The sequence below is a fragment of the Ottowia sp. VDI28 genome (assembly GCF_049532675.1).
In the GTDB taxonomy this organism is placed as follows: Bacteria; Pseudomonadota; Gammaproteobacteria; order Burkholderiales; family Burkholderiaceae_C; genus Ottowia.
Map to the genome: position 1 here is coordinate 4,960,779 of NZ_CP149820.1, position 13,701 is coordinate 4,974,479.

Sequence of the window (13,701 nt, forward strand, 5' to 3'; positions counted from 1 at the left end):
AGGTGTTGCAAATCCAAAACCTTCGAAACCAAGGAGACATGACATGAGCGCATTCACACGCATCCTGGGCCTGGCAGCCCTTCTCGCCTGTGCGGCCCTGCCAGCCCAGGCCGCCGATGCATTCCCGCAAAATGGCAAGGTGCTGCGGATTATCTCGCCCCTCTCGCCTGGAGGCTCCTCCGACGTACAGGCCCGGGCCATTGCCAACAAGCTGTCTCAGCAACTCGGCATTCCCGTGATGGTAGAGAACAAACCAGGTGCGTCCACAGCCATTGCCGTGCGCGAACTGATGCGTTCCCCGCCCGATGGCTATACCGTGCTCTATACGATCACAGTGACCACCAGCCAGCTTCCGCATCTGTATGAGAAGCCTCCTTTTGACGTGTTCAAGGACATGACCCCGGTAGGCGTGGCGGCGCGCACCCGCACGATCCTGGTGGCAACGGCGAAGGCACCCTACAGCACGCTCAAGGAGCTCGTCTCCTACGCCAAGGCCAATCCAGGAAAAATCAACTACGGCTCCTACGGGCTCGGCTCATCAGGCCACGTGAACGGAGAGTTGCTCAAAGCCAATGCGGGTATCGACATCGTGCATGTGCCCTACAAAGGCAGTACCGATGCCGTACGTGACCTGCTCGCGGGGCAGATCCAGATCGTTTTCGATGGTCCCAGCACAGCCATTGCCAACGCCAAAGGCGGTCTGGTCAAGATCCTGGGCGTCGCTGACAAGGAGCGCTTGCCGGCCATTCCTGAAGTACCCACTCTCACCGAGGCAGGCGTTTCCGGTATCGATCTCCCAGGCCTCGAGCAGTTCTTCGTGCCCGTGGGCACGCCCAAGGAAATCGTGAACAAGCTCAACAGTGAATTGATGAAGGCGGTCCGCTCCCCCGAGGTTTCCGAAATGTATGTCCGTGGCGGCTCCACCGTGGTGGCCAGCACACCCGAAGAGCACGCTCGCATGATGCGCGAAGACAGCGCTCAGTGGGGCGCAGTCATGCGCCGCCTGAACATTCGCGCGGATTGATACGCGGACGCTGAATATCCAAAAGACATCTTCTCGTGCACGTTTTTCTGATCTATGCCGCCTGCGCCATTGCAGGCGGCTTTGCCCTCCGGGTGACCGACCCCATTATCCCCATGGTGGCGGAACAGTTTCACGTCACAGCGGGCCAAGCGGCGTTGCTCACCACCTGCTTTGCCGTCCCCTATGCCATGGCGCAACTCGTACTGGGGCCGTTGGGTGATCGTTTCGGGAAAGCTCAGTGCATTCGCGTGTGCGCGCTCGGACTGGGCGTGGCATTGATGGCAAGCCTTCCGTCCCTGGGCTTCGGAGCTTTGCTGTCTACGCGCGTGTTGGCTGGTATTTTCGCCGGAGGATTGATTCCTCTGGTGCTGGCCAGCCTTGGTGACCGTTTCGAGATCAGGGAGCGGCAGGTCATGATCGGCCGCATGCTTTTTGCCATCATCTCAGGGCAGATGCTAGGCTCTGTGCTGGGCGGTTTCATGGGAGCCCGATGGGGCTGGTGGAGTGCCCTGGCTTCGGCGGCCAGTGTCGCCGTGCTGGCGGCCGTACCGGCCTGGTTCGGCTTGCGGCAACCGTTGCCCGTACCGGCCCCCCCATCTGGCGCAGCTCTTTCGCCCCTCCGCGGCTATAGGCAAGTCTTCCAGAACCCCAAGGCACCATGGGTCTATGCTTGCGTTGCGGCGGAAGGCATCCTTTTCTTCGGTTTCTTTCCGCACGTCAGCGCGCTTCTCGGCAACACAGGGACCACATCGGACCCTGCTCAGGCTGGCTTGGTCCTCGGAGCTTTCGGCATGGGCGGCTTGTTGTACGCCGCCATGGTCCGCCGGCTCGTGACGCGCCTGGGCATCGCGCGCATGTGCTTGTGGGGGTCACTGATGGGTGCCGCATGTTGCGGATTGTTGATACTGAGGCCTGGAATGGAAGGCGCCGCGGCCCTTCTGTTTGCCGCCGGTTTTGGCTTCTATATGTTGCATAACTCGCTGCAGACGCAGGCGACCGAGCTGTCCCCCGTAGCCCGAGCCTCCGGAGTAGCGTTGCTGGCTTTCAGTTTTTTCGCGGGGCAAGGCCTGGGACCTCTGCTCTTTGGCGCACTGCTCAAGCATGGAGGAATTCAAGGCGCGTTGTCGGCAACGGCCATGGGAATGGCCGTGCTCGGCCAAGTGGCAATGCGTTATGTGTGTCCGCCTCTAGAATCCAAAGCGACTTCCGCTTCCTGACCTATGCCATGACCGACGACGCGCTGAACCCCGCCGCCACCTCCAAGGACGAAGTCAGCGCGCTTGCGCGGGGCCTCGCCGTTCTGGCAGCTGTTGCCAAGGCGCCGGGCCCTGTCAGCAATCGTGAATTGGCAGACGCCACCAAGATTCCCAAAGCCACGGTCTCACGCCTCGCGGCCACGCTGGTTTCAGCGGGCTATTTGCGGCAGCAGCCAGACAGCGAGCGCTTCGCCCTGGGAGCCGGGGTGATGGAACTGGGCAGCGCCTACCTCCGCAAGTTCGATCTGCGCAGCCATGCCCGCCTGCACCTCGCCGAGGTCGCGGAGTTTGCGGGCGCAGCGGTACATATGGGTGTACGCGACAGACTGGACATTGTCGTCATCGACGCTATCCGGCCGCACTCCGCCGTCATCCTCTCCCGGTTGGATGTCGGCTTGCGGTTGGCCATACCCTCGTCCGCCATGGGACGGGTATATACCGCCGCTCTGGACACAACCGCACGCACAGACCTTCTGTCAGATCTTCGGCAAGCGGCCGGCAAGGAATGGCGTAAACAGGCTGCCCAGTTGGAAGCGGCTGCAAAAGAATATGCCGAGCATGGTTACTGCTCCTCCTTCGGTGACTGGCATCGCGACATGCATGCGTTGGGAGTAGCCATTCACGGTCCTGGTGGCGAGCTGTACGCCGTCAGTTGCGGAGGCCCAGCCTACTTGCTGACCGAACGTGTCATGCGCGAGAGGATTGCTCCCCGCCTGCTGGATGCGGCGCGCGCGATTTCCAAGGAAGCCGGACAAGCGTGACTCTGGTTCTTCCTCGGCTCCTGGCGAACCGTCTCGCCAGAAATCAAGCAGGTCCGCTCAAAGCGGAGGATTGAACAGCGCATTGAGCTGCGAGCCAGGCGCAGCATCCGCGAACCCGTCGAAACGGCCTTGTTCAGCGAGCGTTTGCGCGGCACGTGTGAAGCCACCCCAGGCAGACCGCGCCAGCGCACCACCGACGCTGATGCGGCGCACGCCCAATGCGGCTATCTCGGCGACTGTCAGGGTACTCGCCGAGCCGACCAGCAGATTGACCGGCTTCGGGGCAACGGCCGCGACCACCGCCGCGATATCTTCCTTGCGGCTGATGCCCGGCGCGTAAAGAACATCCGCGCCCGCTTCGGAGTAGGCTTTCAGCCTGACGATTGTGTCCGCAAGATCCGGCCGTCCAACAATGAAGTTCTCTGCACGCCCCACCAACAACACTTCGCCGCCAGCGTCGTCGATGGCTCCTCGCGCTGCTTTCATCCGGGCAACCGCGTCCGCAACTGAACGGACAGGATCGGCCGCATCACCCGTCGAGTCCTCGATGGACAAGCCAGCGACACCTGTCGCCACGGCGCGGGCCACGCTCTCCCAGACGCCCTGCGGGTTCTCGGCGAAACCCCCTTCGAAATCTGCATTCACCGGGAGATCGGTCGCCTCTACGATGTCTCGGAGATGGGCCAGCACTGTCTCAAGGGACAGCTTGTTATCGGCCTGGCCCAGCGACCAGGCCAGCCCGGAGCTGGTGCTTGCCAGGGCCTTGAACCCGAGGCTTTGCAAGTATTTCGCGCTGCCAATATCCCAGGGGTTCGGGATCACGAAGCAACCGGACACATGCAAAGCCCTGAAGGCCTTGCGCATTTCCGAGATCTTGGCGGGAGTGTGTGCCATGGTGTGTTCCTTGCAGCTCCAGCGCCGATACAAGTATTCGACTGGAGGAGATGCTATGCGTCAGCCAAGCATAGTCGCCTTCCTCAAAGAGCACAATGTACCGCTCGATACGACAGAGAACGACCTATTCGGGTGCATGCAACGAGTCCGCGCGTCGGCACTACCGAGCACGCATCAAAAGACTCTCACACCCAAACAGCTTCAACCCAGTAACCCCATATCAGTTCCCATTGGATCGACCTAGTCCCTGAGCTTCCATCGACAACCCAGCGCCCCTGATAACATTAGTTGACTAAATATAGGAGGCGTCATGAAGATATATGCGCATCTCGCGTTTCGGGTTGTGTTTGCATTTGCAGTTCTGTGTGGTGGCTCAATGGTCAAAGCTCAGGGGCTCTATTTCGACCCAGGAACGCTAAGCTTCTCAAATACTGAAGCTGGAAGCACATCGGCTACACAACAGATCACGGTGACCAATTTCGACCCAGTTGCCCTCACCGTGACGGCTGTCACGCCGCCTGCCAATCCCGCGTTTGAAGTAACCCACGATTGTCCGGTTGGCATCTATCAGCCGTTCGCCTCCTGCACAATTGAAGTCATCTTCACCGTGCCAAATGCCGCGGGCTCAGTGCAAGATGTCTTTCAATTCGAAAGCATCACCTATGGCACTCAGGACATAAGGCTCTCGGGGAACTCGGATGGCGCGCCAGTCAGCACAGTTACTTCCGTACCGACCATCGGCCAATATGGAATCGGGCTACTCAGTCTCTTGATTGGAGCCACTCTAGTCTGGAGTAGATACGGAAAACGCTTTTGCTGAGCTTTGAGGTTGACAGAGAAAGTAGGATTCTGTGTTGATAAGTTATTTTCTTTACACGAGCCGGTTGGTCCCGGAGGCCAACGTCGCGTGCGTAAGCGAAATTGTGAAGAAGGCTCGCCTCGCCAACGCAATTTCAGGGATCACAGGCGTTCTGGGATTCGACGGAGAGAAGTTTGTCCAGTACGTAGAGGGTCCCTCAGCCGCCATCCTCGAACTTCTTGCTGCAATTGAGAGAGACCCCCGTCATACCGACTTTGACATCAAGGCCCAGGGCGAAAGCATTGCTGAACGAAGATTCCAGGAATGGCAAATGGGATATGCTGACCTGGAAGAATTTCCCTTTGATTTTCGAGGCTTGCAGGTCTTGCGTGACCATGCTGCCCTCGAATACTTCCAAGAAAACGCAAAACTGATGGACTTCGCCTAGGGACGCTCTGCACAAATCGAACAGTAAGCGGGCGCTGCGGATCGGGATGGGCTGCAAGGCGCAAACCGCAGTGATACCGGGCGGTATCGCGAGGATTTGCAACGCGGCAGAGCGCCCGAGTCCGCAGATGCACGCGGCGATTGATTTGTGCAGAGCATCCTTAGGACACTCAAAGCAAGAAAAAACCGCCACACGCCTAGAGTTTAGGTGTGTGGCGGTGATCTTATATGGTGGGCTGGGGTCAATTGAAAGATCTTCTAGAAACCCTGTAAATACTAGGCATAGGTGAGATCTCTTCGTTCTTATACCCCCATTTGTACCCCCAACAGATTTTGGCTATGGGCGAACTAACCGAAGCCACTATTAAAAACCGAATTGGCACCACCGACCGCCGCTTCGTGGCCGCGACATGAAGAGCCGGTACGAATAGCCTCTTCCAGGCAGATCCGGCACGTTGGCGATCGTCCTTGCCAACCGCTGCGAATACCGAATGCTGACCGGAACTGGATCGTAGAGAGCGTCGTTGTTCCAGTCCATCTTCGTCAACGCTAGCGCCTCGTGCGCAATGAGATCCAACGAGCCCTTGTCGACATGCCTGGTTAGTTGCAGCGGCTTTGGGATGCTTTTCTTGCCCTGAAACTCAGCTTTTCAGCGGTTGTGGCCGGTGGTCGGCGACGGGCGTAAGTACGCTTTCTGCGGTCAAGCCAACGGTGACCTTTCTCAAGATACCGCATCGGCGGGCACCACTAGTGCCATAACCACCCTGAGCAAGACCGACACGGGCCGAGCCCTCGATTCCACGCTTGAGAACCTGTCGCAAGCCATGGCGCGCGGCAACACCGTGCAGCTGATCGGCTTCGGCGCTTTCAGAGTATCGAACCGCGCTGAGCGCGCCGGCCGTAACCCTGCGACGGGTGAAGCGATGACCATCAAGGCCAGCAAGGTGACCAAGTTCACGCTTGGCAAGGCTCTGAAGGATCGAGTGAACGAGAGCGCCTTATAGGCGTCACACTGATCTGCTCAGACAGGCCAGTGCGTGCATAGGCGTGCCAGCTCTTGCTCCAATGCGCCCAGTTCTTCATTGAACGCTCGCAACTCGGCGATGGTGTACGCTGTGCTTTGTGGCGAGCCCGAGGGGAGCCCTAGGACGTTGACGATCTTGTGCCGGCGAGCTTCAACGACCCATCGCCCGAGGACCATCAGGTTTCGCTGCTCTCGAGCTGCATGTGCTCGCTCGATCCAGCGGTCCAAAGCCGTTCGTCGCTTCGATCCAGCCGGGAACTTGGTGGCCACGTGCTTCGAAAACATATCGAGCCTCGCTTTCACGTTCTGGCGCTCCAACGACTTGGACAGCGCTTCCAGCCTGGCACCGTCGTTGGCCCATGCAAGGCAGAGTCCAAGGCACACATCCACGCACGAGAAGAAGAACGTCTGTCCAAACAATGACGCGGCATCCGTCTGAATGGCCTCGTGGCGAGCCCAGAGCTGGCCCGACGTTTCATTGGGATCAGGTATAGGGTCGGGTTCCAATTCTTGCGTGATTCGGTTGGTGATCAGATTCACTCCAACCCTAACGTGCGTTGCTCGACGGTCGCCGTGATGGAATGAACCCAAAGCAGGCCCCTTGAAGGGGCCTGCTCCCATCACTTCTTGCGGGCAGGTGCTGGTGCGGGACGGCGAATGGTTTCCACCGTCGTCGTTGCAGGCCGGCGCTGCGCCTCACGCACGGGAATAAACTCTCCGGTGCGTGCATCACGTCCAATTTTCTGAGGTACGGTCTTGCTCATGTTGTGCTCACTTTCCTATCGCCCGAAGGCAAGTCGACACTCCGGACGGCTTCAAAGCGTGGCTGTGGCAAAATTCGAGCTGCAGAGGCGCGGGATCTTGCACGGTTTCGCTCCCTTCCCGGTCCGGTAACGGGTCGGCGTGGGCGCCGAGGCGGCAACCTCGGTGCACTACGTTCTTTTGGCCGATCAGGCACCTCCCTGAGTTTGGCTGCGCACACGAGCGCGTTGGCGTACTGCCAGGTTTTCAGCCTGGAAGCGCGAACGCACAATCTGCGCCATTTCGTCGTAAACCGGTGCCACTTTCAACGGATCAGCGATGGTGATGATCAGAGAGAAGGGCTGTGCCCGCGCGGTCTCGTTTGCATGCTCGTGCCGGGTCAGCAGTTGCAGCTTCAAACGCCAACGGTTACCCTTTTCCCCGCTTTCGCCCATGTCGCCGTGGTAGGTGCGTACCGGCGCCCACTTGCGCAAGGTCTCGACTTGGTAGGCCTCGTAGAGCATGCCGGGATTGCGGTGTTCGGGCGGGACCAGTCCCTTGAACTTCTGCGTGATCTCACCCGTCGTACGAGAGACGGTGTCGTGGTAGACGCCCAAATGCGCATCGATGTGTGACTGGCAATACTCGGTGCCCCAGCGCGATCCCCGCGCTGGCGAAAAAGCCAGCGTCATCCAGATCTCACCGAAGTACCTGCCGTTCTGGTAGAGCGAAGGCGGGTAAGGGAAGTGGTCCCACTCCAGGAAATTGCCCGGTCGCAGTACATCGTCGAAAACCAAAGTCGCGCTGTGCGGCGTGCACTCCAGGCAGTACGGCACGGTCGCCGGCAGGCCAAAGCCCAGATAGTTTTCCTCGCCGTCGGGCACGCGCAGGCCAGAGCGGGGATCGCGGGCATGGTGGGTCAGCAGGGCGCGGGCAAGAACCGGGCTAGGGCTGGGCGTGATCTCATGGTAGATCTGGGCCAGCGTGCGTGATACCAGTGGCGCTGCAAAACTCGTGCCCAGGTCCTCGGCGATCCCGGCGTCGGTCAGGGACCGAATCCCGTGCACCGTGCTGCCATCTGTCGTGCAGCTGCCGCCGTAATGCACCAGGTCCGGCTTGATGACGTAGTTAGGGCCGGCGCCGTGCCTCGAGAAGCTGCTGGGCTGATGCTGCTTTGGGCCGCCCTGGCGGAAATCGACGTGGGAGATCGCACCGACCGTGATGCCCAGCACGCTGTCTGCGGGGGCGGTGATGCGGCCAGTGTCCTTCTGAGAGTCGGTGCGCGGGTAGTCCAGCAGCGGTAGTTGCTGGTAGTTGCCCGCACTGATGACGAAGGAGACGTTGAAGCGCTCCTGCAGGTTGTCCAACTCGTTGGCCAGTTCCGAGAAGTCATCAAGCGAGCACACTTCGTCAGTTCCCAGCGATAGGTTCCAGACGCGGTACTTGTTCGCATGCTCGGTCAGGGCCTGTTCGAGTGAGACCAGCAGGTCTTGCTCCATCAGGGCCAGAGTGTCGCCCCGGTCGGGATCGTCGTTGGGAATTACCTGGAGGTCGAAAACGCCACAGGGGCCGTTGTCGATGCCGGCGATTGTGGGGTTGAGCTGCGCACCGAACGTGACCAGGCCGGCCACGAAGGTCCCGTGGGCCTTATTTTGGTCATAGGGTGGAGCAACCTGAACGTCTCGTCCGACAACCCAGCTGGCGAGAGCGGTGTTGCGGTCGGACACGCCGCTGTCGACCACCACCACCACCGGGATGTCGTCCTGGCCAGCTGCACGCACCGGCAGGTCTGGCAGCGCCTGGTTGATGGCAACCTGGGGTCTCACGGTGCGAATCAGGGGCATCTGCGAGATCGAGCGCACGCCTACGATGCGCGACAGCGCTTCCACATCTTGAACCGAACGGCACTCCACCGCGAATGTCCAACTGCGTGTGGCATAGCCGCTGGGATCCACCACCACACCTAGGTCGGCACATCTGTGGAGAAAGTCCTCCACCAACAGCGGTTGCTCGTCGAACTGGCCGTAGTCAAAGAGCTTGACGCGGGCCATGAAGCCGCGGCGCGTGCGCGGGCAGCGCTGCAAGATCTCCTGCGCATCGCGGCTGCCTCGACGCCAGTTGGGCGTCACCGTCTCGATCGACTCGATGCTCGACAGTTCCTTGACAACCTTGTCACTGTCGTTGTCTGTGATCAATGAGCGCAGCGCGCTCAGGCCGTCCGCCGTGGCCATGATGAAGAGTTCGTCCACCCGACCCACACCCACGATGGGGCAGGTCCGTTCCGAGAACAGCCGCAGCGGCCGGTGCGATTTGGCCGTTGCCTTGGCGATCACCTTGACTCGAACCGGGGCTGCGCGCGTCTTGCTCAAGTGCGGTGTGAGCGCCTGGGTCACGGCCCCGACCTGGTTGTCCAGCCGCTGGCGGTACGCCCTGTCTACGTCCCGAAACGGCGCGCCTGCGCCGCCGCCGCCTATTACGGGTCGCTCGATGCCTTGGTCGGGCATGATCAGCTTGATCGGCAATCGCTCGCCGCTACGCGGTGGTCCTTCAGTCGCCATGGTCCTCTCCCTCCATCTTGGTCATGCGGTGCACCGTCGCCTTCGACAGCCCCAGCAACTCGGCTAGCACGGCCAAGCTGTAGAGACGTTCATCGCGTGCTCGCAGCAAATGCACCAGCGAATTGGCGTCCTTGCCCTGCAGTTGGCTGGCAAATCGCGTGCCTTGGTGGTCCAAGGCAAGGTTGAGCAGAATCGGGAAGATGTCCTTGAGGCTAGTGGGTTGGCCGCTGGCCATCTGCCTGCGGCGCAGGCGAGCGGACGCTTCACGGATGTCGGAGCCGGTAAACCCTTCAGAGAGGTCGGCCAGCAGTGTCAGTTCGCGCTCACTGAAGCTCAGGGGCCCCAGGAAGTCCCCCCACATGCGCTGCCGCTGCTCTTGATCGGGCAGGTCCAGGGATACGCGATAGGTAAACCGCCGCCAGACTGCCGCATCGAGCAGGTTCTCGTGATTGGTGGCCGCAAGCACGATGGACTGGCCGCCCAGGCTGTCGAGGTTCTGAAGGAAGCTGTTGACCACACGCTTGAGTTCGCCCATTTCCTGGTCGTCTCCGCGTACCTTGGCGATTGCGTCGAACTCGTCCAAGAACAGCACGCACGGGGTCTTCGCTGCGAAATCAAACAGGGCACGGATGTTCTTGGCCGTGCTGCCGAGAAAAGAGGAAATCAGTCCATCGAGCCGTGCCACGTACAGGTCGAGCCCCAGCTCGCTGGCGATGTAGCGCGCCAAGCGGCTCTTACCGGTGCCAGGTGCCCCGTACATCAGTAGACTCATGGCGCCGGCCAGATCGCTCATTTCCACCAAGGAGCCATAGCTCTTGGCCACGCTGACGAATTCGTGGACCACATCCCACTGCGCCTGTGTCAGTTGCAGCGGCGGCTCATCGCGGCCGCGCAGCTTGACCTGTTCGACCAGCGGAAAGCGACTTTCAGAATCGATCGGTAGCGCGCGGGCAAACCGAGCCTCGGCCGGGCGTAGTTGATGGTCGTTTTCTTCAAGGGCCTTGCGCAGGCGGTTGGCAGTGGCGGCATCGCCTGCCGCCTCCAGTTTTTGGGCCAGAAAGGCGGTGTAATTGCGCACCTTGTCCACATCAAGACGAAGTGCTCCGTTGACGATACGAACAAGCTCACTAACAAAACGAACATCATTAGACATGAGACGATTATCCATGAATTATGGACGATGGTCAATGTTTTGGGGACGATTTCAGCGCTTCTACATCGGCAACCTTCAATCATGCGCTCAAGACCGCCGCCCCAAACGGCTGCACGCCGTACTACGCCAAGATGGGCGTTACCGCGCAGCGCCTCTCACGGACGACGGCTCAGCATTTCGCTCGCGCGAACTCCGTCAAGCCTGCAACGAGTTGGCATCAAGCAGCGTTTCACCAGGCCCTACAGGCCGCAGACCAACGGCAAGGCCGGGCGCTTCATCCAATCAGCTCTGCGAGAGTGGGTTTGTGGCTGGACTTACCAGAATTCTGCCCAGCGCACCGCGGCTCTGGCTCGCTGGCAACTCCATTGCAGCCGCCATCGCCCGCACAGCGGTATCGGCGGCGTCGGGCCGAGCTCCAGACCCAGCTCTTCACGAAACAACGTCTTGATGCTTCACAGCTACCAACCGAAACCATCCTTGGTATCGAAGAATCGGCCATCCCCAGCGCCGATGCCCATCGCGCTTAAGTACAACCGGCGAGTGCAATGCGCTCGGCGCTCATTCGGTCCATGGCAAGCTCTACAAGGCCTAGAACGGGCGCTGTCCAAGCGGCGGCAACTCGACAGCGATGTTGTGCAGCTCCCGCACGAGATGCTGCACATTGACGTGCAGTTCGGGCCCATCGGACAGGTCCACGTACATGCGCCCCGCTAACTCGTCGGGCAGTTGGCGAGGATGGCCCGACTGCCGGATGACGGGAATGAACTTCGCCGTGCCGGCTTCCCTCATCATCTGCGCGGTGACCAGCATCTGCTCATAGCCCACACCGCCTTGCCGCTGCTGCGCCTTTTGCACGTAGGTCTCGGTGCAGATCATCAGCACCCGATCGCTCTCCCGCACACTGCGCGCCATAAAGTGGGCCAAGTCCTCCCCAGGGCGCACATGCCATTGGTCGAGCACCACTTCGATACCGCTTTGCCGTAAGACCATGGCCAATTGCGTGACCCATGCCCGATGCTCCGGTGAATCCCACGAGTACGATATGAAGGCCTTGGGCGGACGGCGCAGTGGTTCGAGTTTGGCCGACGGCAACAGTCCGGCGTGGTGCAGGACGGCGGCCAGGTCGATGTTCTTCACGGCCCAGTGACTGCGATTGACTTCCCATTTCGCTTCGATGTCGAGCTCCGGCAGGATCTGCATCAGACGCTCCTGTGGAATGGGCGCCACGGCATTGTCGAAATTAAAGGTCAAGGCGAATTCCCGCTGCCTGCGGGTAATGCCGGTGATCCGTCCCACGCGTGCCGGTGTATTTAAGAATTTCTCGTACGCGAAGAGCGTCGGTAACGACCTGAGTGCTGCCAGTGCCGCATCATCCAAGGCTTCGAATTTCTGCTTGACCTGGGCATGGGTGTACTCGAAGACCCGGTCGTACTCCATCACCCAGGACGTACCGGTCCACGCGGTTTCGTTCCCGGACATCAACAGGTTGTAAAGCGGATTTTGAATAGTCATGGCTGGAATCGTGCGATGGCGTGATGCATAACCGCCGACTGCGGCATCGGCAAAGTTTGCCATGTCTACACGAGTGCAGCGGCAAACGAAATATGGGAGGTGGATTCAGACGTGGAAGGTGTGGTGGTTCTCGCATCGGTCAACGCGGGGAGTGAGTCATGTTCGTGTTCGCGCTGGAGGTGCCGCTGCTGCAGCCGCCGCCTGCCCCTGCGCCCGACTTGGACACCGGCGCGGCGTGGGCGTGCTCCGCGACTGCCATGTGCAGTTCGAGCGGGTGCTGTACTGCGCGCCGTTCACGCTGGTCGGAAAGATGTCGGCGCCGATGCAAAAGCAAGCCACCGGCTGTCGAACTTGAATGGCGGGTTTCAAGAGCTGGGGTCGCTCAGCTCCACGGACTCATTGGCGAGTTGAGACTCCTCGCAACAATGCCATCTGATCCCTCAACAACTGATTAAGCGCCCGCTGAAGTCCCCTCAATCGCTCTCGTTGACCCCCCTTAAAAGCATTGAGGGCCGAGCGTTGTTTGCCGTCAGTACTCCGTGGCCCGGTTGACCGGCGCCAGGGTTTTAGCTCTTGAATGCATTCTGCCTGCCGCTTTCGCTGCTCGTCAGTCCACTTTCTTGCCGCCATCTGCTTCCTCCACTATCAGTTCGATTGGCGCATTTCTCTTTTTTCTCTCGCGCGACGGTATGACGCCGTTGTTGACCTGCTGGTTTTGCGCCAAATTGGCCTGGCGCACAAACGAAATCTGCTTGGGTCGCTTGACCTCGATCAGAGCTTCTAACGTCGCCCTGCTATTGGACTGAGCCTTTAAAGCAAGCTGAGTGTAGACCTGAGTAGCTTGCCACGTGGATTGGCTCTTGGCTTGCAGGGCGAGCTTTGTGAACATGCTCTGCGTCGCGGGTTTCGGCAATGAGTGCAGGAGTGCTCATTAGGGTCTCTTTGTATCGGAGATTGAACTTTGCCAGACATTAATCGATGTCGGGCGTCTCCTTCAAGGCACATGAACGGGTCGCGCTGCAGAGCTCTCGAGTCTCCTGCTTTGATCAACGCGCCGGATCGTCCCCACCGGGATAAAGCCGTGTTCACTAAACACGCCAGTTAAACGGCAATCTATGCAGCTGCCCCGTAGAGCTCTGCAATGAACCCGTTTAAATCGCCGCCCAGGGCCTCGACCCACAGCTTGAGTTCAACCACATCAAGTCTGCGCACGCCAATCTCGCATTTGCTCACATCAGCTTGCGTCCAATCCAAACGCTGAGCGAGCTCGACCTGACTCACCCCGGCTGAGGTGCGCTTGGCTCGCAGCAGTTTCAACATCTGCTGGTATTCGCGGGAATAGAGGGACTTCTGCATGGGTAATCGAGACCCATGAGCTTCCATGCGAAAACAGAATATGCGAAAATCGCATAACCATTGGAGGGCAGCCCAGGTCACTCCATCGCCAAGCTCGGAAGCGCATCGCAGCTTGGGTTGGACCAGGGGCTAGAGCGAAACAAACAACTTTCAAATTGAGGAGTCCTAATGCGATA

At 59.9% G+C, this 13,701-nt stretch carries 14 protein-coding genes and 1 pseudogene; 7 read left to right on the top strand and 8 right to left on the bottom strand.

The features are described from left to right. Positions 1–43 precede the first annotated feature (43 nt). The 3 genes from WJU18_RS23640 to WJU18_RS23650 are packed head-to-tail and all read left to right on the top strand — an operon-like array spanning position 44 to position 3,041. A complete protein-coding gene (locus tag WJU18_RS23640) occupies positions 44–1,024 on the top strand; it encodes a Bug family tripartite tricarboxylate transporter substrate binding protein (protein ID WP_423456056.1) in 981 nt (326 codons plus the stop codon). 35 nt (positions 1,025–1,059) lie between these two features. Next, complete coding sequence (locus tag WJU18_RS23645) at positions 1,060–2,241, top strand: MFS transporter (RefSeq protein WP_423456058.1); 1,182 nt, start codon at positions 1,060–1,062, stop codon at positions 2,239–2,241. Continuing rightward, entirely contained in the window at positions 2,202–3,041 is an 840-nt protein-coding gene (locus tag WJU18_RS23650) for an IclR family transcriptional regulator (protein WP_423456060.1), read from the top strand. The genes WJU18_RS23645 and WJU18_RS23650 overlap by 40 nt, the downstream gene beginning before the upstream one ends. 57 nt (positions 3,042–3,098) lie before the next feature. Here WJU18_RS23650 and WJU18_RS23655 read toward each other — a convergent pair whose 3' ends face one another. After that, complete coding sequence (locus tag WJU18_RS23655) at positions 3,099–3,935, bottom strand: isocitrate lyase/PEP mutase family protein (protein ID WP_423456061.1); 837 nt, start codon at positions 3,933–3,935, stop codon at positions 3,099–3,101. Between the two features lie 310 nt (positions 3,936–4,245). Here WJU18_RS23655 and WJU18_RS23660 point away from each other — a divergent pair, with 310 nt between their 5' ends. From WJU18_RS23660 to WJU18_RS23670, 3 genes are all read left to right on the top strand, one after another. Further along, positions 4,246–4,755, top strand: coding sequence for a hypothetical protein (locus WJU18_RS23660; protein WP_423456063.1), 510 nt, complete (start codon positions 4,246–4,248; stop codon positions 4,753–4,755). A 31-nt stretch (positions 4,756–4,786) separates the two neighbouring features. After that, a complete protein-coding gene (locus tag WJU18_RS23665) occupies positions 4,787–5,182 on the top strand; it encodes a BLUF domain-containing protein (RefSeq protein WP_423456065.1) in 396 nt (131 codons plus the stop codon). Positions 5,183–5,936: 754 nt separating this feature from the next. Further along, complete coding sequence (locus tag WJU18_RS23670) at positions 5,937–6,185, top strand: HU family DNA-binding protein (RefSeq protein WP_423461085.1); 249 nt, start codon at positions 5,937–5,939, stop codon at positions 6,183–6,185. Between the two features lie 17 nt (positions 6,186–6,202). On the opposite strand, the gene WJU18_RS23675 is transcribed toward WJU18_RS23670, so the two are convergent. The 4 genes from WJU18_RS23675 to WJU18_RS23690 all read right to left on the bottom strand — a co-directional run bounded on the left by WJU18_RS23675 (position 6,203) and on the right by WJU18_RS23690 (position 10,657). Next, positions 6,203–6,745, bottom strand: a complete 543-nt coding sequence (locus tag WJU18_RS23675) for a hypothetical protein (RefSeq protein ID WP_423456067.1) — start codon at positions 6,743–6,745, stop codon at positions 6,203–6,205. Positions 6,746–6,825: 80 nt separating this feature from the next. Then, entirely contained in the window at positions 6,826–6,969 is a 144-nt protein-coding gene (locus WJU18_RS23680) for a hypothetical protein (protein WP_423456069.1), read from the bottom strand. A 186-nt stretch (positions 6,970–7,155) separates the two neighbouring features. Next, positions 7,156–9,504: a S8 family peptidase gene (locus WJU18_RS23685; protein ID WP_423456070.1), complete on the bottom strand. Its 2,349-nt coding sequence runs from the start codon at positions 9,502–9,504 to the stop codon at positions 7,156–7,158. Further along, positions 9,494–10,657 (bottom strand): AAA family ATPase, encoded by a 1,164-nt coding sequence (locus WJU18_RS23690; RefSeq protein WP_423456071.1) that lies wholly within the window; start codon positions 10,655–10,657, stop codon positions 9,494–9,496. Before WJU18_RS23690 ends, WJU18_RS23685 begins: the two co-directional genes overlap by 11 nt. A 119-nt stretch (positions 10,658–10,776) precedes the next feature. Between WJU18_RS23690 and WJU18_RS23695 the strand changes: the two are divergent. Further along, positions 10,777–11,116: pseudogene (locus tag WJU18_RS23695) on the top strand (integrase core domain-containing protein); the annotation flags it as partial. 129 nt (positions 11,117–11,245) lie between these two features. Here the strand turns inward: WJU18_RS23695 and WJU18_RS23700 are convergent. From WJU18_RS23700 to WJU18_RS23710, 3 genes are all read right to left on the bottom strand, one after another. Beyond that, on the bottom strand, positions 11,246–12,169 hold the full coding sequence (locus WJU18_RS23700; RefSeq protein WP_423456073.1) for a toll/interleukin-1 receptor domain-containing protein: 924 nt from the start codon (positions 12,167–12,169) through the stop codon (positions 11,246–11,248). Between the two features lie 607 nt (positions 12,170–12,776). Further along, the gene (locus WJU18_RS23705; protein WP_423456075.1) at positions 12,777–13,058 is read right to left on the bottom strand and encodes a hypothetical protein; all 282 of its coding nucleotides are present in this window, start codon (positions 13,056–13,058) and stop codon (positions 12,777–12,779) included. Positions 13,059–13,282: 224 nt separating this feature from the next. After that, entirely contained in the window at positions 13,283–13,525 is a 243-nt protein-coding gene (locus WJU18_RS23710; protein WP_423456077.1) for a helix-turn-helix domain-containing protein, read from the bottom strand. Between the last annotated feature and the right edge of the window lie 176 nt (positions 13,526–13,701).